The sequence below is a fragment of the Bordetella tumulicola genome (assembly GCF_965138755.1).
Taxonomy (GTDB): Bacteria; Pseudomonadota; Gammaproteobacteria; order Burkholderiales; family Burkholderiaceae_B; genus Bordetella_A; species Bordetella_A tumulicola.
In genome coordinates this window covers 15,026-36,659 of record NZ_CBCSFP010000009.1, presented here as the reverse complement: position 1 = coordinate 36,659, position 21,634 = coordinate 15,026, and the positions used below count along the sequence as shown (strand labels likewise).

Sequence of the window (21,634 nt, the reverse complement as noted above, 5' to 3'; positions counted from 1 at the left end):
AGAGGGAAATTTGCGTATGCTATGAATATTGATGTATTCACATCATTTTGATTTAATTAAATCAAAATGATGTGATATGATCGATCGCTATACCGACTCATCAGAAAATTAAGGTGACCAGGATGGCCCGAGCCACCATCACGACTATTGCCGAGGCGGCGGGTGTTTCTACCGCCACTGTGGATCGTGTCCTGAACGGGCGCGAGGGGGTGCGTCGTCAAACCCGGGATCATGTGCTGGCTGTCGCGCGCAAGCTGGGCTATGGCGCAGAGCTCGGTTCCAGTGATACGGCTGCTCCGCAGGTGGATTTTTTGCTGCCTGCGGGCGACAACAGTTTCATGTCGCTATTTCGTCAATATTTATTGGCCGAAGCGCAATGCCGGCCCGATATCCAGGTGAAATTACACTTGGTCGAGGGCTTCAATGCGGAAAAACTGGCAGCGCAGCTCTATCAGCTCAAGGGCAACACCGATGGGGTTGGCCTCGTGGGGCTGGACGACCCACAAGTGCGCGATGCCATCGCGGCACTGCAGGCCAGTGGCGTGCCTGTGTGTACGTTGGTCTCCGATATTCCCACGTCGTCTCGTATTGGTTATGTAGGCATTGATAATCGCGCGGCGGGCCGCCTGGCGGCCAGTTTATTGGGGCGTTTCTTGCCATCGGATGTGCCGCAGGGGGTAACGGTGTTTCTGGGCTCCCTGGCCTATCGCGGACATGAGGAGCGCGAAATGGGCTTTCGCGCTTTGCTCACCGAGGAGTTTCCTCATCTCAAAATTGACCGCATGCTCGAGATCGGGGATGACCGCGCGCGCGCCTATGCGTTGACCCGGGAACTGTTGCAACAGGTGACCCCTGGCGGTATCTACAACATTGGGGCGGGCAACTCGGGTATCGGGCGGGCATTGCAAGAGGCCGGGTTGCAGCGGCAGGTCGTGTTTGTGGGCCACGATCTGACCACGATTTCCCGGCAGTTCTTGCTGGATCGCACGATGGATGCCGTGATTGATCAGAATCCTCGGGTCCAGGCGCGCGAAGCCATCCGTATGCTTGCCGCCGCCGTGCGAGGTCAGTCCGAGCCAACCTATATGCCGCGCCTGCAGGTTATTTTTCGCGAAAACATCCCGACGCATTGACGCATCGAGATGTCCATCTGATGATTTATCCCGCTGTGGGTGGGGTCACATGATCCGCTGTGGGCGCAGGGTAGGCTTTGCTGGCGTCGCGGATAAAGTTGTGGACGGCAGTTTCATAGACTTTGCCGCTGCGGATCGCGCCAGAGTGCGAAGCGCCTTCGATTTTCACGACGCGTTTCAGGTCGGCGGGAACCTTCAGGGCCGCCTCAAAAAGCTCATCGCTCATCGTGTGCGGCACGACGCGATCCTCTGTGCCGTGCAGGAACAGCATCGGGGTGGTCAGCGTCGCCAGTTTTTCCACGGACGCAAACGGCTGTGTCACCAGCAAGCTCGCTCCGGGCAGCTTTCCCCATCGCAATGTCTGCAGCATCGCGGCCATGCTGGTGAAACTGGATTCGACGATCAGTCCGGCAAAGGCAGGCATCTCGGGGCGCGAGGCGAGGTCGATGGCAATCGCCCCGCCCAGGCTATGGCCGTAGATAAAACGTCTGGATGGATCAGGTTGGCGGCGCGCGAGTTCACGTAGCGCGGCCGAGGCATCCTGCGTCGCGGTGTCCTCTGATGGCAGGAGCGCGGTCGATTGCCCGAACCCCCGATAGTCGATGGCAAGCACCGAATACCCCATGCGAGTCCAACCCGACATGCGGAACGCGCTGCCGTTCAGATTCCAGCGCGCACCATGCAGGTACAGCACAGTGGGCGCATCGGCATTGGAATGCTGCCAATACCAGGCGTGCACTTTATCGCCACCGGGCAGCGACAGATCGAAGGTTTCGGTGCCGGCAGGCGGCTCACTCCACCAACGCTGTGATTTGGTTTGAGGTGAAAAGATCGCCTCACGTTGCCAGGCATCGAGTTGCGTGCAACCCACCACGCTCGCAGCCGCAAGCGCACCGACCGCAAATAGGCGCCGCAAAGAAGATCGAGACCACTGGAACATAAGCAGGATAGTCGCTGTGTTTGCGACCGAGTACCAAATGCAAAAACGATCATACACCGCGCCCTGCCTGGAGCGCTGTCTGTCGTGATGCGGCGGCCCCGGCCTCTAGGCGGATAACTCGTTGATTATGAAATCAGGTCTTGTGCGATGGGGTAGAGCGATGCGACCAGCAGTAATGCCATGCCGATATTAAAAAGCCGTATGGCCTGGGGGCGATGCAGGAGTTTTTGCAGCGCTGCGCCAAAGGCGACCCAGACGCCCAGGCTGGGTAGATTGATCAGGCAGCAAACGGCGGCTGCGAGTATCAAGTTCCAATAAAAGCCAGTCTGCGGGGTGTAGGTCACGATCACGCCGACGCACATTACCCAGGCCTTGGGATTGACCCACTGAAACAAGGCCGCCTGCAAAAAGCTGAAGGGTTGGCTACGTTGCCGGCCGCCGTCCAGTGGCCCGGATTGGGCGATACTCCAGGCCAGATACAGCAGATAGGCCGCACCCACGTATTTCAGTACGGTATATAGCCACGGAAATTGATGAAAGACGGTATCCAGCCCCAATCCCACCAAGACCAGCATGAGTGTGAATCCCAGGTTCACGCCCAGCATATGCGGAATCGTGCGTCGAAAGCCAAAAGTCAGGCCCGACGAGGCCAGCATGATGTTGTTGGGCCCCGGTGTGATGGAAGTGACAAGGGCAAACAGCGACAGTGGGCCCAGTAAAAGCCAGATCTGTTCGCCAGAGGGGACGGTCGTGAGAGACATGACAGATGAGTTGGGGTTCAAGAGGTCTTAACAATGGCGCGGCGTCCACCTGCAATGATGGCAATAACGGCTAACGCGAATACATAAGTCAACGGTTCGACTGGCTCGTGAAATAACCAGGCCGCGGCCAGTACCGTCAGAAACGGTTGGAGCAATTGCACCTGTCCAACACGCGCGATGCCGCCGATGGCGAGGCCGCGATACCAGGCGAAGAACCCCAGGAACATCGATCCAAAGGCGAGATAAAGAAAGGCAAGAAGCACGGCGGAAGTCGGCCAGCCACGGGTCATGACCAGATCCGTACCTATCCATAATACCGGTGCGGCCAAGACTGGGGCGCTGATCGCTAATGCCCAACAAATCGTACGCGCGCCGCCCAAGGTGCGCGACGCCCTGGCACCCTCCGCATAGCCCATGCCGCCAAGGAGCACGGCCAACAGCAGCCATAGGTCGCCGACTTGCAAACTGCCGTGGCCCTGACGCAAGGCATAGGTCATGACCAGGATCGCACCAGTAGCGGACCAGGCCCAGAATGCACCCGAGGGGCGTTCGCCGCTGCGCCAGGCGGCAAAAATCGCGGTCGAGAGCGGTAGCAGCCCATTGAACACGGCCCCGTGCGAGGACGATACGGTTGCCATGGCCAGTGTCGAGGTCAGCGGCCAACCTACCACGATGCCCAGAGCCGCCAGTATGACGCCTGACCACTCACTGCGATTCGGGCGACGGCTGCGGGTCAGCCACAGGAGCAGTACTGCTGGCACCGAGGCCAGCAGTGCGCGTCCCAGGCCAATCAGCAACGGCGACATCTCGATGACCGCGATTCGCGTCATGGGCAAGGTGAGGGAAAACACCAGGACACCGATCAGGCCATAGCTATAGCCCTCCCAGAGGGGGGAGGCGACGGGAGTGGGAGCGGCATAGGCGGTTGGGCGCGACATGATTCTAAAGAGACGTAATAGAGAATGGAGAGGACGGCGTTGGGACGGGCTGCGACGGCACGGGGCAACGTTGCGATTTTCACCACTTTACGCACAGATAGCAGTACAGTACCGATACACTTATTCAGTTCACTTTGATGTCTGGCCCGGTAGAACAACCATGACAGTTGCGTCCTCACCTCAATCCGCGGGTTGGCGGCCCGTACGTCAGGCCGATGCCACGCTCGTGACGCAGTTGGCCGACGATGTTGCGCGTCGCATTGACGATCAGGGGCTGCGTCCTGGGACCCGGTTGCCGTCTATCCGGACGATGGCCGAGCAGGCCGGCGTGAGCCGCTTCACGGTCGTCGAGGCGTACGACCGTCTGGTGGCGCGTGGCCTGGTGCAGTCGCGCCGTGGCGCGGGCTTTTTTGTGCGGGCACGTCGCGAGCCGTTGATCGTCGAGCCAGAGGCGCCAGCGGACAGTTCGGCGCCACCCGTGCGCATCGATGTCACGTGGCTGCTGCGCAACATGTTTCGCGAGCCGTCTGCATCGGCCATGCCCGGCGGGGCAGGATTGCTTCCCGCTGAGTGGCTGGATCCCGAGATGGTCTCGGCGGCAGTGCGTGCGGTGGGGCGCTCGGTGCGCGGGACGCTGGTGTCTTATGGATCCCCACTGGGTTACGCGCCCTTGCGCCAGCAATTGGCTTCGCGACTGCAGGCCGAGGGCGTGCCGGCCCATCCAGAGCACAATTTATTGACGACCAATGGCGTGACGCACGGTCTGGATCTAATCGGGCGCCTGTTGGTTCAACCGGGTGACGCCGTGCTGGTCGAGGACCCTGCCTGGTTTGTTATTTTTGGTCGCCTGGCGGCTTTTGGTGCGCGGCTGATCGGTGTGCCACGCGGGCCCGACGGTCCGGATCTGGACCAGTTGGACAAGCTTGCCGCACTGCATAAGCCGCGCTTATTTATCACGAACACCACCGTGCACAATCCCACGGGCCACACGCTATCGGCAGGCGCGGCGTATGGCATTCTGCGTCTGGCCGAGCGGCACGATTTTTTGGTAGTCGAGGACGATACGTATGGGGAACTGCACCCCGGCGGTGCGATCAAGCTGGCCGCGCTGGATCGGCTGAATCGTGTCATTTTCGCGGGCGGTTTTTCAAAAATGCTGGCGGCGAGTCTGCGGGTCGGTTACCTGGCGGCCAGTGCCGACCTCGTGCGCAAACTAAGCGACCTGAAAATGCTAGCGGGCCTGACAACGCCCGAACTCGGCGAGCGGGTGGTTCACCGGGTACTGATCGAAGGGCAATACCGTCGGCACGTGGAGCGCGTCCGGGCGCGCGTGAATGCGGCACGCCAGCAATGCCTGGTTGCGTTGACGCAATTGGGTATGCGGATACCCCATGAGCCTCACGCGGGGATGTTCGTGTGGGCGGATTGCGGCCGTGATTCGGAGATTCTGGCGCGTGTCGCCGCCGATCGGGGATTGTTGCTGGCGCCGGGTAGTTTGTTTTCTCCTGCACAGGCACCGTCGGCCATGTTGCGGTTTTCGGTCGCGATGGTCGATACTCCGGGAATCTGGCCGGCGCTGGCGCAAGTTTTAAAGACCTAGTCCAGAGGCTTAATTTGGATACCTGAGTTGGCCCTATACTGATTACTGGGCCGACCGCGGCTTTGCTTTTTCATACGCTTTTACCCAAGGATTTTCCCCATGTCTGACGTCGCTATTCGCCCCTTGACCGAGCACTTCGCTGTTGCCCCGCAGTTGTCGCCTGCGGACATGGCAGGCGTGGCCGCGGCAGGCTATAAAAGTGTGATCATTAATCGGCCCGATTACGAGGGTGGCCCGGATCAACCCACGGCGGCGGATGTGTCCGAGGCGGCGCGTCAGGCCGGATTACAGGTGGAGTATCAGCCGGTGGTGGGTAGCGCGATGACAGCGGACGATGTGACGCGCTTTGCCGAGTTGCTGCGCACGCTGCCGGGTCCGGTACTGGCTTATTGCCGCACGGGGACGCGTTGCACGAATCTGTTCGTTGCATCGCAGCAGCTTTCTTGATCAAGATCAGTTATTGCGGAAAGCCCTCACTGTGGTAGCGTGGGTTTTCCAGTAGCATGTGTTTTCTTACTAGAAGACAGGAGCGGGCAAATGTTTAAGAAAATCCTGATTCCCACGGACGGTTCTCCTCTTTCGGCTCAGGCCGCCAATGCCGGTATCTGCTTTGCGCGTTCGGTGGGCGCCGAGGTCGTTGCCTTGCATGTGACGCAGCCGTTCGCGGCTACGATCGGTTTTGATGGCATGGCTGCAGCCTATGCGATTACGGACGAAGACTACGAAAAGGCGTCGGCAGATCAGGCGGACAAGTACCTGAAACAAATTCTTGCTCGTGCCGACACCGCCGGCGTGACGGCAGCGTCGCGTTCAGTGTCGAATTTCAACGTGGCCGACGGCATTGTGCAGGCCGCCACTGAAAACGGGTGCGACCTGATTTTTATCGGTAGTCACGGCCGCAGCGGCTTGTCCCGATTATTGCTGGGCAGCGTGACGGCCAAGGTGCTGTCGCTGGCCACGCATGCGGTGCTGGTTTATCGGGTCAAAGAAGACAAGAAAAAATAGTTTATTGCGTCCTATTTTTCTCCGGTATGGAGAAAACCGGCGTGTAAAGGTGGTACGACTGCGAGTATCCGATCAACTCGGCGGCGATGGTGATCGCCGAGTTTTTTCGGAGCAGCAGATGAATAAAGAATGTCGACTCGCGTGGTGCGGCGCTGCGGGGACGCACGTTGCCGTCGCACAGACTAGTGTGGCGCGCGGTAAACAGACCTCGGGTATCCGAACTTTGGTGCGCGTCGTGTTGGCCGCTGTGGTTGCGGGGTCTTTAGGTACCGCACACGCTGGCGGCCATATTTTGGGTATCGAGGGTGCGGTGCAAGCCGGTGACCGCGTGCAGCGGACTGGAGGCGCGCCGCAGGCAACTGATGGTGTACCGATGCCACCACGGATCACGGGTGTGAGGGGGTGGTTCTGATCGATAGATAGGCGCGTTTAGGCGTAATATGCTTTTGGCGCATGGCGTGTCGCCGTGCGTCAAGCGACGGGATTGAACCCACCAGGAAACGCCATGACTCGCAAAACGCGCATCGATCAGTATCGCAATATTGGTATCAGTGCCCACATCGACGCGGGCAAGACCACGACGACCGAGCGCATTCTTTTCTACACCGGGATCACTCATAAACTGGGTGAGGTGCATAACGGCGCTGCGGTGATGGACTGGATGGCGCAAGAGCAAGAGCGCGGCATCACAATTACGTCGGCGGCGACGACGGCGTTCTGGCGGGGCATGGCGGGTAATTATCCCGAGCACCGCATCAATATCATCGATACCCCGGGACACGTCGATTTCACGATCGAGGTCGAGCGCTCGATGCGGGTGCTGGACGGGGCATGTATGGTGTATGACGCGGTGGGCGGTGTGCAGCCACAGTCTGAAACGGTCTGGCGGCAAGCAAACAAATACGCGGTACCGCGTATCGCTTTCGTAAACAAAATGGATCGTGTCGGCGCGGATTTTTTCCGTGTGCAACAGCAGATCGTCGATCGCCTGAAAGGCGATGCGGTGCCGATTCAGATCCCGGTCGGGGCCGAAGACCATTTCGAAGGCGTGGTCGATTTGGTCAAGATGAAAGCCATTATTTGGGATGACGCGAGCCAGGGCGTGCGGTTTGAATATCGTGATATCCCCGCCGAGCTGGTCGAGGTGGCGAAAAAATGGCACGACCATATGGTTGAAAAAGCAGCCGAGGCGGACGAGCCCCTCTTGGAAAAATACCTGGCGGGCGAAACGCTGTCCGAAGACGATATCAAGCGTGGCCTGCGTCAGCGCACCATTGCCAATGAAATCGTGCCCATGCTGTGCGGTAGCGCCTTTAAAAACAAGGGCGTCCAGGCCATGCTGGATGCGGTGATTGACTATCTGCCGTCGCCGGTGGATGTCCCTGCTATCAAGGGGCATGACGAGAAAGATGGCGAAATTGAACGTCATCCTGACGACGCCGAGCCCTTTTCGGCGCTGGCGTTCAAGATCATGACAGACCCCTTTGTGGGCCAGTTAGTGTTTTTCCGTGTCTATTCGGGTGTCGTAAAGTCCGGAGATTCCGTGCTGAATCCGCTCAAGGACAAGAAAGAACGCCTGGGTCGCCTGTTGCAGATGCATGCGAACGAGCGGCGTGAGATCAGCGAGGTCTACGCTGGCGATATTGCCGCCGCAGTGGGGATTAAAGACGTCACGACGGGCGACACGCTGACCGATCCGGCGCATGTCATCATCCTCGAGCGGATGACTTTCCCAGAGCCGGTGATTTCTCAGGCGGTCGAGCCAAAGACCAAAGTAGATCAGGAAAAAATGGGCGTGGCACTCAGTCGCCTGGCCCAGGAAGATCCTTCGTTCCGTGTGCGCACGGACGAAGAGTCGGGTCAAACCATTATTTCCGGCATGGGCGAATTACACCTGGAGATCCTGGTCGACCGCATGAAGCGCGAGTTTGGTGTGGAAGCCACGGTCGGTAAACCCCAAGTGGCCTATCGGGAAACCATTCGCAAGACCTGCGACGAGGTCGAAGGAAAGTTCATCAAGCAATCGGGCGGACGCGGACAATATGGCCACGTGGTCCTGAAACTCGAGCCGCAAGCCCCCGGGGCCGGTTACGAGTTCGTTGACGCAATCAAAGGCGGTGTTGTCCCGCGCGAATACATTCCGGCCGTCGATCGCGGGGTGCGCGAAACCCTGAATACCGGTGTGCTGGCGGGTTATCCCGTCGTGGATGTCAAAGTGACACTGGTGTTCGGTTCCTATCACGATGTTGACTCTAACGAAAATGCCTTTCGGATGGCAGGCTCGATGGCGTTCAAAGAAGGGATGCGGCGCGCCAAGCCCGTCCTGCTCGAACCGATGATGCGAGTGGAAGTCGAAACACCCGAGGATTTCACTGGGCACGTGATGGGTGATTTGTCATCCCGGCGAGGAATGGTGCAGGGGATGGAGGATATCGCGGGTGGGGGTGGCAAACTGGTGCGCGCCGAGGTGCCGCTATCCGAGATGTTCGGCTACTCCACGACGCTGCGGTCCCTGACGCAGGGGCGGGCGACTTATTCGATGGAGTTCAAGCATTACGCCGAGACGCCTAATCAGGTGGCGGAGCAGGTAATTGCTTCGCACGGTGGGGGGCGTTGAGTCGAGAGGGCAGCATGCCGAAGGCGCCGCGTGGGGGCTTTATTTGTGGGGCTTCGGAACTCGCAGACGGCGGTTTGCAGGGGCAGTTGAGGTGCGGAACGCATGGTGGGCACAGAAGGATTCAAGCCCGTGATTCCAGCGCTCCGGCGCGACATATTCCTCAGTTCGCAGGCCGATTCACCATTCAGTGAGTGAGGCCGGGCTTAGGGGGTGCGAGTTCCGACGCGATGGCAACCCCCAACAGGTGCAAGGCCTCTTGGTCTCGTGCCGCGTCCGAGTGCTTACCAATTTTGCTGAAACCTTCAACATTTTCCACCAGTTGCGCCATCGCGGGACGAAAATCAGCACCCAGTCGGATCAGTTCACGCGTACGCGCGTGAGTGCTCTCCTCCCAGTTGCCTAGTTCTCTGGCCAGGCTGATGAATGCACCGGTAGCCGGCACCTCAGCAAGAGCCATCAGTTTCATGGTGGCTAAATGATTAGCCTCCACTGCTTCCCGCAGCAGTTCGCCCATAACCTTTTTTACGCTTTCGTTGCCGGTCCATTTTCTTAGTTCTGCGACTTTGTCTGTGCTGGATAAATCTTTCGTCCCCAGGACATTTTTTAGCGCAACGCGCATTATGAGGCGCGCGGCAAATTTTCGTTCTCGTCTAGTGCTTATGTTCATCATTTGTCCCCGCTTATCCTCGACAGTCTTGAATAGCTTCGTCGCAGCGGAGAAAGGATCAGTCCCCGACTGGATTAGTTGTCGCATGAGTTGCGAAAGCCGAGCACGAGGCGCCCACATCACTGGGAAGTGGGATGCACTTATACTTAGATCTATTAACAGATCAGTGCTGGACAGTCCGGCCAATATAAGAGCCTCCAAGCTTTCCGGCAGTGCACGTTTTTGCACCATCTCACGGGCCAGCGCAACCGCTGGGGCCTCTCCACTTGCGAGAACAACGGCTTGCAGTGCTGATATCTTTTCTTCTTTGGATGCATAAACTCGCTGATGGAGTATTTGTTCTAGCTCATGAGTTGCAAGCAAATTTACCTCTGATTTTGTCAGCCTATGCAGTTCTTGCATTGCGAAGCGGGTATCTACGCCAAAACTGATCATTTTCTCCACGATAAACTTGCCATCGACGTCCGCCCCTTGTTGACATAATGCGGAGCTGGCAAACGCACTATTCCGCTTCGTTAGTTCGGGGATGGTCGGTGCTCCCACGGAAATCAACAGCCTAAGGACCGCAAGATCGTCGGGTCCTTGGGGGATGCGAAACCACATCTTCGGATTTGCGGAATCCATGTGCTGAGGGGTGCTTATACACCGACTCGCCGCTGCCGAAACCAAATCTGCAGCGTTAGCCCCCGCGTCGATAAAACGTTTCAGCACCGCAGTTATTTGCTCATCGGATCGCTCTGGCAGGTGGTCCAGGGAGCGTAGCAGGGTACGAGGATCGGTCAAGGCCAATGCGGTCTGCTCATCGCCCGATTGCTTTGCGTAATCTAGCGCCGCGACAACGTCATTTGCTCGGAGGGCGTCACGCTGGAGTAGCCACGCTACCGCATTGTTGACGCAATATGAGGTGGTCGCCTCAGCGTCAACATATGAGTTTGAGGCGTGAGTTTGTGGGCACTTGAAGACGCGTCGGAAAGTCCGGGGTATATCGTGCTGAGCTTCGATCGACATCAAGGTCTGAACAACGACATCGCGTTTTGCCAGATCGCTATTCACGTCGCCGTTTGTCTTGCCCTGCATATCAATTAATGCTTTCATCAACGCGACATTCCGTTTCACCGCCGCATGCATTAACGGCGTGGATCCCTGCCGATCTTGAGCATTCAGCATCCTCGGATCATGCTCATTGGCCAGTTGCAACAGCATCTCGGTGATCTCATCACGGCCGAGTGAAATGGCCCGATGAAGTATCGTCTCCCCATTAGTTTCATCGGCCGTTGTCAGATCGAACTGACCCTCGTCCAGCATGATCCGCAGGGCGGCAGCATTACCGCTCTCTACTGCATCGAAAATATCTTGTACGGAAAACGGCGGTTCAGTGAGCTCGCCTATCGACGCCATGGCGTAGGACATGCGGGAAACCAGACTTTGTATTTGACCCATCATTGAAATAGCCCCTTAAAATTGTAATAAGTGGCAGTAATCTCTGATGTGTTCCGTCGAGTATTCGGTCAGTGGCCGTTTTCGTGAGTTTGGTTTAGGTCCGAAAAATCTGCGCGCTATGGTGGATATCGCATGCACCGGCGGCTCGCTGGGCGATGGTGAGAGACCAGCACAATCAGGGGTCCGATGACGGTGGGGCTCGGTGTCAGGTCAGGAATTGTTCTATGGCGTTGTTGAAGGCACGAGGGTTGCCCAGGTTCATGCCGTGCGACGAGCCTACGATGATTTCTTTGTGTGCCGAGGGTAGCCATTCCGACAGCATCTGCAGTACGGCAGGGTAGGGGGCGGGGCTGAGCGCGCCGCCGATCAAGAGCAACGGCATGGACAGTTTCTCGATTTGCTCGCGGCCCAGCGGATTGAGCATTTCAGAGACCTGCCCGCGCAATGTCGTGGCGTTGTCGCGCACCATGGTCTGAAACCAGGGCACCATGCGGCGCCAGGTATCAGGGCCCGAAACGGTGTCGACAAACAGGGCCAAACCGGCATCCAGGTCGCCCGCATCAATCATTGCCAGGGAGCGTTGGCGAAAGCCGCCGCGGTCGTCCGCAGGTTGATGCGGTATCGGCAAACCAGGATCGGCCAGCGTCAGCGTACGCACACGGCTGGGCTGTCTCAACGCCGCCTCCAGCGCCACACGCGCGCCACGCGAGTGACCGACCACATGGGCCGCGCCTTCGCCGACCGTCTCAATAAAGGCCAATAGGTCATCGACGTGCTGGTCGACGGAAAACGGACTTCCGTTCCATTCTTGAGGCCAATAGTGACGCAGGCTGGGCGCCAGCACACGAAAAGATCGTCCCAGTGGCCCTATCTGGGATTTCCAATACCGGCAGTCGCACAACGAGCCATGCACCAAGACCAGGGGCGTGCCTTGGCCGTACTCGGTGTACGTCATGGCATAGTCGTTGATATAGGCGGTTTGCAGGGGCAGTTGAGGTTCGGAACGCATGGCGGGCACAGAAGGATTCAAGCCCGTGATTCTAGCGCTCCGGCGCGACATATTCTTCAGATCGGAGGCCGATTTGCCATTCAGTGAGTGAGGCCGGGCTTAGGGGGTGCGAGTTCCGACGCGATGGCAACCCCCAGCAGGTGCAAGGCCTTTTCCTCTCGTGCCGCGTCCGCGTGTTGATGTGTTTTCTTGTAAACCTCAATCCTTTCCACTATTTTCGCCATCGCTGGACGAAAATCAGCTCCCAATCGGATCAGTTCACGCGTACGCGCGTGAGTGCTCTCCTCCCAGTTGCCTAGTTCTCTGGCCAGGCTGATGAATGCACCGGTAGCCGGCACCCCCGCAAGAACCATCAGCTTCATGGTGGCTAAATGACCATCCTTCACCGCGTACACCAACATTTCGTCCATAATACTTTTTACTCTCTTGTTGCCGATCCATTTTTTAAGTTCTGCGACTTTATCTGCGTTGGGCAAATCTTTCGCCTGCAGCAGATTTCTTAGCGCGTCACTCATCATGAGGCGTGCGGCCGTTATCAGTTGTTGTGCATTTTCTTCGGTTTCCATTCGCTGCCACTCATACTCGATTCCTTCGAACTCACGCTCGATAGCCTTGACTAGCTTCGTCGTAGCGGAGAAAGCATCAGCCCCCGAACGGATCAGTTGTAGTATGAGCTGCGCGGGTCGCTCACGAGGCATGTACTTCCGTCGGGGGCTATATACACTTACAGTTAGATCTGCTAGCAGATCAGTGCTGGACAGCCCGGCGAATATGAGAGCCTCCAGATCGTCCAGCGATGCATCTGTTTGCACCATATTGCGTGCCAGCGCAACCGCGTGAATCCATCCCCCTGCAAGAAGAACGCCGTGCAGTGCTGATATTTTTTCTGCTTTGGATGCATAAACTCGCTGATGGAGTATTTGCTCTAGCTCATGCTTTGCAAGCAGATTGACCTCTGGTTTTGTCAGCTTATGCACTTCTTGCATTGCGAAGCGAGTATCTACGCCAAAGCTGACCATCTTTTCCACGATAAACTTGCTATCGACACGCACCTCTTCTCCCCATAATGCAGGGTCGGCAAATGCGTCGTTTCGCTTCGTTAGTTCGGGGATGGTCGGTGCTCCCATGGAAATCAACAGCCTAAGGACAGCAAGGTCGTCGGGTCCTTGGGGTAGGCGAAACCACATCGTCGGATTGAGGGAATCAACGTGCTCAGGGGTGCTTATACACCGACTCGTTGCTGCCGAAACCAAATCCGCAGCGTTGGCCCCCGCGTCGATAAAACGTTTCAGCACCGCAGTTATTTGCTCATCGGATCGCTCTGGCAGGTGGTCCAGGGAGCGTAGCAGGGTACGAGGATCGGTCAAGGCCAATGCGGTCTGCTCATCGTCCGATTGCTTTGCGTAATCTAGCACCGCGACAACGTCATTTGCTCGGAGGGCGTCACGCTGGAGTAGCCACGCTACCGCATTGTTGACGCAAGATAAGTTGGACGAGGTGATCGACTCAGCGTCAACATATGAGTTTGAGGCGTAGATTTGCGGGCACTTAAAAATCTGTTGAAAAGTCTCGGATATATCGCGCTGAGCTTCGATTGACATCAGGGCCTGAACAACGACGTCGCGTTTTGCCAACTCGCTATTCACGTCGCCGTTTGTCCTGCTCTGCATATCAATTAATGCTTTCATCAACGCGACATTCCGTTTCACCGCCGCATGCATTAACGGGGTGGATCCCTGCCGATCTTGAGCATTGAGCATCCTCGGATCATGGTCATTGGCCAGTTGCAACAACATCTCGGTGATCTCATCACGGCCGAGTGAAATGGCCCGATGAAGTATCGTCTCCCCATTAGTTTCATCGGCCGTTGTCAGATCGAACTGACTCTCGTCCAGCATGAACCGAAGGGCGGTAGCATTACCGAGCTCTACCGTATCAAAAATATCTTGTGCGGAAAACGGCGGTTCAGTGAGCTCGCCTATCGACGCCATGGCGTAGGACATGCGGGAAGCCAGACTCTGTATTTGACCCATCATTGAAATAGCCCCTTAAAATTGTAATAAGTGACAGTAATTTCTGATGTGTTCCGTCGAGTATTCGGTGAGTGGCTGTTTTCGTGAATTTGGTCTAGGCCCGAAAAATCTGCGCGCTTATGGTGAATGTCGCATGCGCCGGCGGCTCACTGGGCGATGATGAGAGACCATGCAGCCGTAGCCCCCTTTCCCTGGCATACGCCTGGTTTCAGGTCTGTGGCCCCGGCGTCGCTGCTACACTCACTGTCCTCGCGCCGCGTCACCTGTTGTGACGCGTTCGACTCCACGGAATCGCCAAGCATGTCAGCTGAATCTGTCTCTGCTTTACCCGAATCTGCACAGCGTGTCGCCCAATTGCTGCAATCATTGGGCCACGAACATCCCATCGTGATCTTGCCGCAAACGGGTCGCACCTCGGCCGAGGCCGCGCAGGGTCTGGGATGCGAGGTTGCCCAAATCGCGAAATCCATCATCTTTCGCCGTCTATCTGACGAGGCCCCGGTGCTGGTGATCGCCAGTGGCGTGAATCGCGTCGATGAGGTCAAGGTCGCAGGGATCGTCGGGCAACTCGGCAAAGCCGATGCCCGTTTCGTCCGTGACGTGACAGGCTACGCGATCGGTGGCGTGTGTCCTATCGGGCACGCGGTCAAACCCGTCATGCTGCTCGACGAAGACCTCTTTCAATACGACACCCTGTGGGCCGCTGCCGGTCATCCGCATGCCGTATTCCGCCTGAGTCCCCAACAACTCGCCTCCATGACCGGCGCACCCGTCGCCGACGTGGCATTACGCACACCCAACATTCGATGAGCACCTCGATGGATTGGACATGGCTGTGGATTCCGGCCACGCTGGCCGCCGCCGCGGCCCAGGCCGGACGCAACGCCGTGCAACGCAGCCTGACGGCCACGCTAGGCACCCTCGGCGCCACGCAGGTACGCTTTCTGTTCGGATTCCCCTTCGCCTTATTATTTCTGGCGGTCGTCTTCGCCATTGACGGTGGCCCCGCACCCAGTATCAGTGCGGAATTCCTGCTTTTCGTCATCGGCGGCGCCGTCGCCCAGATCACCGCCACGGCCCTCATGCTGGCCGCCATGCGCGAGCGCTCGTTCGTCGTTGTCACCGCCTGGACGAAAACAGAGCCTATTCAAGTCGCGGTCTTCGGCTTCGCCGTGCTCGGCGATCCGCTGTCACTGCCCAGCATTCTCGCCGTGCTGGTGGCCACCCTCGGGGTTGTCCTCATGTCAGGCAACCCCGCGAACGCGACCGGCCGTGGGAGCCTGCGGCCCGCTTTACTAGGCCTGGTATCGGGCGCCTGCTTCGCCCTGTCCGCCATCGGCTTTCGCGGCGCCATTCTGACTCTCGACAGCGGTGGTTTCTTCCTGCAAGCTACCTGGACCCTGGCATGGTCCCTGGGCATCCAAACCCTCATCCTCATTATCTGGATGATCCTCTTCAATCGGCCCCTGCTCACGGCATGCCTCGCCGCTTGGCGCACCTCAATCTGGGGCGGCCTACTAGGCGCCACCGCATCACAAGGCTGGTTCCTGGGCTTCGCCCTGACCGCCGCCGCCAATGTCCGCACCCTGGGCCTAGTCGAAGTCCTCTTCGCCCAATTCCTCTCGCGCCGCGTCTTCTCTCACAACAGCAGCCGCCGCGAACTCGCGGGCATCGCCCTTATCGTCATCGGAGTCGGCGCTTTATTGGTAGTCTCCACCCGCTAACGAATAATTGACCAACGCAACACTAACCCAGGCCCCAAGTCCAAGCCCAAGCTAGCGCCAACACGCGCAATAGATGATTTTCGTCGTTTGAAGCAAGGGCGTCTTTTCACCGCGAGTCCCGGCCGCGAGCCCGTCAAGGCGGCACCGGCCAAGTCAGTCGGCCCGAGCGCGCCACCAGGCGCNCGGTGCGCCCTGCGGGCGCTCCCCTCCTTCCAATTGGCCGGTGCCGCCTTGACGGGCTCGCGGCCGGGACTCGCGGCGAAAAGATCCCCGCAACAAGCCAGCAAACGCTCTAAACCCGCTGCCAAGAAAGCAACAGACGCAATTACTGCAGCAACTGCAGCCTATTCTTAGCCGTATCCGCCGCCTGACTATTCGGATACGTCTTGACGATCCGCTCCAGAGACGCCTTGGCGCCCGCCCGGTTATTCAGTTCGATCTGGCTACCCGCGATCACCAGCAGCGCATCCGGTGCACGCGCATCGTTTGGCGATTGCTGAACCAACTCGTTCAGTTCCTCAATCGCACCCTTGTAATCCTTGATCGCATAGCGGCTGCTACCCAGGTAAAACTTCGCCGTAGGCGCCAACTGGCTATTGGGGTACAGCGCGAGGAACGCCGCCAATGACTCCGACGCGTCCTTGTATTGCGCCTGACGGAACTGATCCAGCGCGCCGTCATAAGCCGCCTGTTCGTTTGGATCGCTCGCGGTCGCGCCTGGCGGATTCGCGGCGCCCTGGCTTGCCTGCCCTCTCGGCTGTTGGCGCGACACAAGTTCTAATTGCTCGCGCAATTGAGTAATTTCTTGTTGCATTGCTTGCATTTGGTCGGCCAATTGCAGGCGTGCGCGTTGGTTCTGTTCGTTCTGCACCTGTACTTGCTTGCGCAAGTCCAGAATGGCCCGTCGTGCTTCGTCATCGGCAAAAGCAAGGGCGGGAGCGGCAGAGGCCAGCATGGCCGTCACTATCAGGGTACGCAGAGGCAGGACGTTAGCGCGCATGAGAAATTCCAGATTCCAAAAAACAAAAACGCCGGAACGGCCGCTTGACCGTTCCGACGCGCGGCAGAGCTACTGCGAAAAGCTTAACGCTGATATTCGATATCGGCGCGGCGGTTTTCCGCGTAATCAGCTTCGCTGGAACCCGTGGCACGGGGTTTTTCCTTGCCGAAGCTGATGGTTTCGATCTGAGCATCGGTCGCGCCCAGCAGCGTCATCGTACGACGTACTGCGTCGGCACGACGTTGGCCCAAGGCCAAATTGTATTCGGCGCCGCCGCGTTCGTCAGTATTGCCCTGGATCTGCACGCGTTGCTGTTGGTGCGATGCCAAGTACCCGGCGTGGGTTTCGACCAGGCTGCGATACTGCTCGGGGACCGAGTAGCTGTCGAAATCAAAGTACACCGAGCGCTGTTGCGCCAGGATGCTTTGCGGGTTGAACGGATCAAGGATCTGACCCGAGGCCGAGCCACTGCCAGTGCCGCCACCTGTGGTGGAGCCTGCAGACTGGTCATCTAATGGTACCGAACTGCAAGCTGCCAGCGTGGCAGCCAGGGCGGCGATAGTGAAGCTTTTAATAATGCGCGTCTTCATGATGTTTCCTTTGCAAAGAAGGGTCATGCGTGTCTAGCGGGTAAAGGGGCCCCACGTGGGTTCACGGACCTCCCCATTCAGTACCGAGAGCGTCTGCCGCACACGTCCATCACTGGATACACCTGCCAATACGCTACGGCCGTTTTGCACCGCAGCGTAGAGGATCTGCATGCCATTGGGAGCGAAGCTTGGCGACTGATCGTCACGACCATCAGTTAGCAGTGTTTCGTTGCCACTGGCAAGTTGTAGTGAGGCGATGCGGAAGGAGCCGTCACGTCTGGAAACGTACAGCAGCGTCGAACCGTCGGGGGAAATTCGGGGTGAAATGTTGTAACTACCGTTAAAAGTTAGCCGACGGGCATCGCCTCCGTTGAGGCTGGTTTGATAAATTTGCGGTCCACCGCTGCGATCACTGGTAAAGATAATAGAACCGCCATCGGGCGTAAAGATGGGTTCGGTGTCAATGCCCGGAGAACGCGTCAAACGGCGCGCATTTGTGCTTCCATTCGCGCTAACGATGTAAATTTGCGACAAACCATCGCGAGTCAGGGCCACCGCCAGCTGGCTACCGTCGGGCGACCAGGCCGGTGCACTGTTGTTGCCCTTGAAGTTCGCCACGGGGACGCGGTTGCTGCTGGCCAGGGTGTGTACGTACACCACGGGCTTACCGGACTCGAAGCTTACATAGGCCAGTTTCGAGCCATCTGGCGACCAGGAGGGCGAAATGACGGGTTCGCGTGAGCGCAGGGCGACTTGGGGATTTTGACCGTCAGCGTCGGCAATTTGCAGCTCGTAGGTGTTGCCACGCTTGAGCACGTAGGCGATGCGTGTCGAAAACACACCACGTACACCGGTGATTTTCTCGTAAATACGGTCGGCGATCTGGTGGGCGACACGACGCAGCTCTTTTTCGGTACCCGAAAAGGCGACGCCGTCCAATTGGCCTTTTTTGACAGTATCGGCCAGGCGGTATCGGACATCGTAGCGCCCATCGGCGCCGCGGGTGATGCTGCCATACGCCAGGAAATCGGCACCCTTGTTACGCCAATCGTCGTGGGCAATGGCTGAATCCACATTCAGGCCAGCACCCGCCGCATTGATCAGACGGAATTGGCCGGTGCGGGTCAGGTCGGCACGAATGACTTCGGCCAGGGCACGGCCATGCACGTCATCGACGGCAAAGTCGGCGATCGCCACCGGATATTGGGTTGCCCCGGTACCCGAGATATCCACGCGTAATTGCGCGTGAGCAGGCTGCCATATCAGCAGGGCGATTGCCGTCAGCAAAGCGAATAGCGTGCCATAGGCACGCGCGAGCCCCAGGGGAAAGGGGCGGCTCGAGGCGGGAGTCATAGTCAGCAATCTCCTGTCAGTCATACATACGGTACACGACATCAATGACAGGCGGATACCCACCTGTCGAGGGTTTGGGGAACGGGTTGCAGCGACGGATACCCGTCTCGACCGCACGATCGAAAACCGAGTTGCCCGACGAGTTGGTCAGGTTAAGCCCCTTGACCTTGCCGTCCGAACTCAACTGTACCCGGTATTGTGCTGTTGGGTTAGATGAGCCACTGCGAGGCGGGGTATCAAATACGACGCCAGGGCGGACACAACTACGGACCTTGGCGCCATAGCCAGAGTCGCGGCCTCCGCCTTGCTGGTTGCGATCGGCCGTGCCGCCAGGGATGCCGGCGGCGCCCAGGGCATCGCCGCGCATGGCGTCGCGCAAGGCCTTGTCCGCGGCGGCCTTTTTGGCGGCAGCGGCTTTGGCTGCGGCAGCCTTCTTCTCGGCGGCAGCTTTCTCGGCAGCCGCCTTTTCAGCAGCCGCCTTTTCCGCAGCGGCTTTCTTCTCGGCGGCAGCCTTCTCGGCCGCTTTTTTCTCCGCAGCGGCTTTTTCAGCAGCCGCCTTTTCCGCAGCAGCTTTTTCAGTAGCCGCCTTCTCGGCGGCCTTTTTCTCAGCAGCCTTTTTCTCGGCAGCGGCTTTCTCCGCCGCCTTGCGTTCTTGCTCCAGGCGCTGTTTTTCTTTCAGTTCGGCCTGTTTACGCTCTTCTTCGAGACGCGCCTTTTCCTCGGCGGCCTCAGCAGCCAAACGCGCTTTTTCTTCCTCTTCACGTTTCTTGCGGGCAGCCTCCAACGCGATTTCAGGGTCGGGTTGAGGTTGCTCTACTACGGGCGGCTTGGGCGGTGGAGCAGGCGGCGCGGGTTCCGGCTCAGGCTCGGGCTCGGGAGGGGGCTCCGGCGCGGGTTCCGGCTCAGGCTGGGGCTCCGGTTTGACCTCGGGCTCGTCGGGTTGCTCTTCAGGTGGCCGGGAGTTGGGCGTATCGCCGTCGGCCCACAGTTCTACCTGAACAGGGCCGGGCGGTTCCGTGCGCCAGCTGACGCCAAAAATCAGGACGACCAGCAACAGCAGGTGCGCCAGGATCGCGAGGCCGAATGCCTTGCGATTATCCTGCGCCGCCGGCGAGTGTGGCTTGGTGCTGTCGTGTTGAAAAAGGGGTGGAGTCATAAGCAAGCGTTGCAAAGGCGGCGCGAATTAGCGCGTCAACGCCTTTTGGTTTCCTTTGGCACGGGTTGGGTCGATGGCGGGGCAGCGGCCTCGCCCTGACCCTGGTCGACCAGGAGACCCAAGCGCGTGACGCCATTGCTGCGCAACTCGTCCATGACCTTGACCACGGTTTCGTAGGGGACTTTGCCGTCGGCGGCGATCACGACGGGCGTTTCGGCGGTGATGCGCTGACGGACCTGGTCAACGAGCTGGTCACGCGGAATGTCCTGCATGGTGGCGCCGGCCTCGCGCATGCGAAGCGCGAGTTGACCGTCTTCGGATATCTGTACTTCGAGCGGCGTGGCGGGTACCTCCGAGGCCTGACCGACCGAGGGCAGGTTGATCAAGCCTGGGGTGATCAAGGGGGCGGTGACCATGAAAATCACCAGCAACACGAGCATGACATCAATGTAGGGCACCACATTGATGTCGGCCTTCATGCGTCGGCCCGCGCGGCCGTGCGACCGTAACGAAGACATCAGCGCACCTGGCGTTGAAGGATGTTCAGGAACTCATCGACAAAACTGTCGAAGCGGATCGACAAGCGGTCGATGTCGTGCGTATAGCGGTTATAGGCCACCACGGCAGGAATCGCCGCGAACAAGCCGATGGCCGTGGCGATCAGGGCCTCGGCAATGCCGGGAGCGACTGAGGCCAGCGTGGCTTGCTGCATATTCGACAGGCCAATGAACGCGTGCATGATGCCCCACACTGTACCCAGCAGGCCGATATACGGGCTGACCGAGCCGGCCGATGCCAGGAAGTTCAGGTGCGATTCGAGAGAGTCCATCTCGCGTTGGTAGGCGGCACGCATGGCGCGGCGCGGACCGTCGAGGATCGCGTTGACGTCGCCAGTGGCATGAGTACGACGCGCTTTCAGGAATTCGGTCATGCCGGCATCGAATATACGTGCCAGGGCGCCTTGTTCGTCGCGGCGGCTGGCGACCGCCTGCTGCAACATGGACAGATCGCCGCCAGACCAGAAATCATCTTCGAAGCGGCGGGTTTGCGCGTGAGCGCGCTTGATCGCCAGCCGCTTGGCAAAGATATATGTCCAGGACATGATGGATATGACCAGCAACAGCAACATGATGAGCTGGACGGGGATACTGGCTTGCGTGATCAGCGAAAGCAACGACATGTCGTTGGTGACTTGCATGGGTTATTCCTGAAGGGATTCCAATTTAGTACGTACGATAGCTGGTAAAGCCGCCGGACGCAGTTGCGCGGCATCGACACAGCAGACTTGGATATTGCCATGAGCGAGCAGTTCTCCGTCACGTTCCGCACGTTGTTCGAAATGTATCGACGCGCGGCCCACTCGGGTGATACGGCTGCGTATGGTAATGAAATCATCGAGCCGTGCGGGCTTGCGGTAAGTCATGTCCAGCGAGTGGACGACAAACATCCGCCCCTCTTGGACTGCCAACGCCGACTGCTCGACGCCCAGTTCGCGCAGCCATTCCGTTCGGGCGCGTTCCAGGAATTTCAAATAGTTGGCATAAAACACCACGCCACCTGCGTCCGTGTCTTCGTAATAGACACGGACTTTCAGGGTGGATTCGGTGAGATTCGATTCAATCACAGTGAAATAGCAGCCTTATGGGCACACCTGGCTTATCAGGCTGG

21 protein-coding genes are annotated in these 21,634 nt (G+C 58.5%); 8 read left to right on the top strand and 13 right to left on the bottom strand.

Going from position 1 to position 21,634, the window contains the following annotated elements; translation table 11 throughout:
- The first annotated feature begins 122 nt into the window (after positions 1–122).
- Positions 123–1,133: a LacI family DNA-binding transcriptional regulator gene (locus ACNAZS_RS19390; protein ID WP_415792144.1), complete on the top strand. Its 1,011-nt coding sequence runs from the start codon at positions 123–125 to the stop codon at positions 1,131–1,133.
- Between the two features lie 25 nt (positions 1,134–1,158).
- Here the strand turns inward: ACNAZS_RS19390 and ACNAZS_RS19385 are convergent, their stop codons facing one another.
- From ACNAZS_RS19385 to ACNAZS_RS19375, 3 genes are all read right to left on the bottom strand, one after another.
- Positions 1,159–2,073, bottom strand: coding sequence for an alpha/beta hydrolase (locus ACNAZS_RS19385; protein ID WP_415792143.1), 915 nt, complete (start codon positions 2,071–2,073; stop codon positions 1,159–1,161).
- A 125-nt stretch (positions 2,074–2,198) separates the two neighbouring features.
- Complete coding sequence (locus ACNAZS_RS19380; protein ID WP_415792142.1) at positions 2,199–2,834, bottom strand: LysE family translocator; 636 nt, start codon at positions 2,832–2,834, stop codon at positions 2,199–2,201.
- Positions 2,835–2,851: 17 nt separating this feature from the next.
- Complete coding sequence (locus ACNAZS_RS19375; RefSeq protein ID WP_415792141.1) at positions 2,852–3,772, bottom strand: DMT family transporter; 921 nt, start codon at positions 3,770–3,772, stop codon at positions 2,852–2,854.
- Between the two features lie 160 nt (positions 3,773–3,932).
- Between ACNAZS_RS19375 and ACNAZS_RS19370 the strand changes: the two genes are divergently transcribed.
- The 5 genes from ACNAZS_RS19370 to fusA all read left to right on the top strand — a co-directional run bounded on the left by ACNAZS_RS19370 (position 3,933) and on the right by fusA (position 8,994).
- Positions 3,933–5,372 (top strand): aminotransferase-like domain-containing protein, encoded by a 1,440-nt coding sequence (locus tag ACNAZS_RS19370; protein WP_415792140.1) that lies wholly within the window; start codon positions 3,933–3,935, stop codon positions 5,370–5,372.
- 99 nt (positions 5,373–5,471) lie between these two features.
- Complete coding sequence (locus tag ACNAZS_RS19365) at positions 5,472–5,819, top strand: protein tyrosine phosphatase family protein (protein ID WP_415792139.1); 348 nt, start codon at positions 5,472–5,474, stop codon at positions 5,817–5,819.
- Positions 5,820–5,909: 90 nt separating this feature from the next.
- On the top strand, positions 5,910–6,377 hold the full coding sequence (locus ACNAZS_RS19360) for a universal stress protein (RefSeq protein WP_415792138.1): 468 nt from the start codon (positions 5,910–5,912) through the stop codon (positions 6,375–6,377).
- Positions 6,378–6,495: 118 nt separating this feature from the next.
- Positions 6,496–6,789, top strand: coding sequence for a hypothetical protein (locus ACNAZS_RS19355; RefSeq protein WP_415792137.1), 294 nt, complete (start codon positions 6,496–6,498; stop codon positions 6,787–6,789).
- Positions 6,790–6,882: 93 nt separating this feature from the next.
- Complete coding sequence (gene fusA, locus ACNAZS_RS19350; RefSeq protein ID WP_415792136.1) at positions 6,883–8,994, top strand: elongation factor G; 2,112 nt, start codon at positions 6,883–6,885, stop codon at positions 8,992–8,994.
- A 184-nt stretch (positions 8,995–9,178) separates the two neighbouring features.
- On the opposite strand, the gene ACNAZS_RS19345 is transcribed toward fusA, so the two are convergent.
- The 3 genes from ACNAZS_RS19345 to ACNAZS_RS19335 form a co-directional block, all read right to left on the bottom strand.
- Positions 9,179–11,071, bottom strand: a complete 1,893-nt coding sequence (locus tag ACNAZS_RS19345; RefSeq protein ID WP_415792135.1) for an ankyrin repeat domain-containing protein — start codon at positions 11,069–11,071, stop codon at positions 9,179–9,181.
- A 235-nt stretch (positions 11,072–11,306) separates the two neighbouring features.
- The gene (locus ACNAZS_RS19340; protein ID WP_415792134.1) at positions 11,307–12,110 is read right to left on the bottom strand and encodes an alpha/beta fold hydrolase; all 804 of its coding nucleotides are present in this window, start codon (positions 12,108–12,110) and stop codon (positions 11,307–11,309) included.
- A gap of 80 nt (positions 12,111–12,190) precedes the next feature.
- Positions 12,191–14,113: an ankyrin repeat domain-containing protein gene (locus tag ACNAZS_RS19335; protein WP_415792133.1), complete on the bottom strand. Its 1,923-nt coding sequence runs from the start codon at positions 14,111–14,113 to the stop codon at positions 12,191–12,193.
- 330 nt (positions 14,114–14,443) lie between these two features.
- Here ACNAZS_RS19335 and ACNAZS_RS19330 point away from each other — a divergent pair, with 330 nt between their 5' ends.
- Both ACNAZS_RS19330 and ACNAZS_RS19325 read left to right on the top strand, forming a co-directional pair.
- The gene (locus ACNAZS_RS19330) at positions 14,444–14,953 is read left to right on the top strand and encodes a YbaK/EbsC family protein (protein ID WP_415792132.1); all 510 of its coding nucleotides are present in this window, start codon (positions 14,444–14,446) and stop codon (positions 14,951–14,953) included.
- 8 nt (positions 14,954–14,961) lie between these two features.
- Positions 14,962–15,867, top strand: coding sequence for an EamA family transporter (locus ACNAZS_RS19325; protein ID WP_415792131.1), 906 nt, complete (start codon positions 14,962–14,964; stop codon positions 15,865–15,867).
- Positions 15,868–16,192: 325 nt separating this feature from the next.
- On the opposite strand, the gene ybgF is transcribed toward ACNAZS_RS19325, so the two are convergent.
- The 7 genes from ybgF to ybgC all read right to left on the bottom strand — a co-directional run bounded on the left by ybgF (position 16,193) and on the right by ybgC (position 21,590).
- Positions 16,193–16,867, bottom strand: a complete 675-nt coding sequence (gene ybgF / locus ACNAZS_RS19320; protein ID WP_415792130.1) for a tol-pal system protein YbgF — start codon at positions 16,865–16,867, stop codon at positions 16,193–16,195.
- Positions 16,868–16,950: 83 nt separating this feature from the next.
- The gene (gene pal, locus ACNAZS_RS19315) at positions 16,951–17,457 is read right to left on the bottom strand and encodes a peptidoglycan-associated lipoprotein Pal (protein WP_415792129.1); all 507 of its coding nucleotides are present in this window, start codon (positions 17,455–17,457) and stop codon (positions 16,951–16,953) included.
- A gap of 33 nt (positions 17,458–17,490) precedes the next feature.
- Positions 17,491–18,810, bottom strand: coding sequence for a Tol-Pal system beta propeller repeat protein TolB (tolB, locus tag ACNAZS_RS19310; protein ID WP_415792128.1), 1,320 nt, complete (start codon positions 18,808–18,810; stop codon positions 17,491–17,493).
- A 16-nt stretch (positions 18,811–18,826) separates the two neighbouring features.
- Positions 18,827–19,966, bottom strand: coding sequence for a cell envelope integrity protein TolA (gene tolA, locus ACNAZS_RS19305; RefSeq protein WP_415792127.1), 1,140 nt, complete (start codon positions 19,964–19,966; stop codon positions 18,827–18,829).
- A 35-nt stretch (positions 19,967–20,001) separates the two neighbouring features.
- On the bottom strand, positions 20,002–20,484 hold the full coding sequence (gene tolR, locus ACNAZS_RS19300) for a protein TolR (protein WP_415792126.1): 483 nt from the start codon (positions 20,482–20,484) through the stop codon (positions 20,002–20,004).
- A complete protein-coding gene (gene tolQ / locus ACNAZS_RS19295) occupies positions 20,484–21,164 on the bottom strand; it encodes a protein TolQ (protein WP_415792125.1) in 681 nt (226 codons plus the stop codon). The genes tolR and tolQ overlap by 1 nt, the downstream gene beginning before the upstream one ends.
- 3 nt (positions 21,165–21,167) lie before the next feature.
- A complete protein-coding gene (gene ybgC, locus ACNAZS_RS19290) occupies positions 21,168–21,590 on the bottom strand; it encodes a tol-pal system-associated acyl-CoA thioesterase (RefSeq protein WP_415792124.1) in 423 nt (140 codons plus the stop codon).
- Between the last annotated feature and the right edge of the window lie 44 nt (positions 21,591–21,634).